Raw genomic sequence first — 515 nt, 5'->3', positions numbered from 1 at the left:
GTAAAGTTATTTGTATAAGTCGCCCCATCATTCAAGACACGACCAACAACCGTTGGATAAAGAGTTTCAACAGGTTTAGTTAAATCAGCATTGTATGTTGCCAATGTCTCATCAGTAGCCTTAAAGGTTACAGTGTGACTAGCTTTGTCATAGCTTGTTTCAAAACCTTTGCTTGCAGCCTTGGTTGCTTCCAAATCAAACTGATAACCAGTTGGAAGTGGATCTACCAATACAAATGAAGTTGTTTTTGGACGACCAGCTGTCAACGCTTCTGTTTTCAACTCAAACTTCACTACAGACTGCTTAGCAACTAGAGTACGATCGATATCTACTCCATCCTCATTTTTAATTTCTTTATTAATCTGAGGTTGTGCAAATAGACGATTGTAATGGAAGTGAACTGTTGGCACCGCTGGTGGTGTTGGCAACTGCTTAGGAGTTGGTGCTACCGGCGGAGTTGGCAATGGATCATAATTTGGCTCTTCTGGTTTTGATGGCTCTGGTTGATCTGGAGT

At 41.4% G+C, this 515-nt stretch carries 1 pseudogene; it reads right to left on the bottom strand.

The window, feature by feature from the left end:
- Positions 1-515, bottom strand: a pseudogene (locus tag PG086_RS09690) (agglutinin receptor); the annotation flags it as partial.

It is taken from the genome of Streptococcus halitosis (assembly GCF_027691175.1).
GTDB lineage: Bacteria > Bacillota > Bacilli > Lactobacillales > Streptococcaceae > Streptococcus > Streptococcus halitosis_A.
Note: the sequence above shows the minus strand (reverse complement) of the source record. Positions and strands in the feature narration are given on the sequence as shown.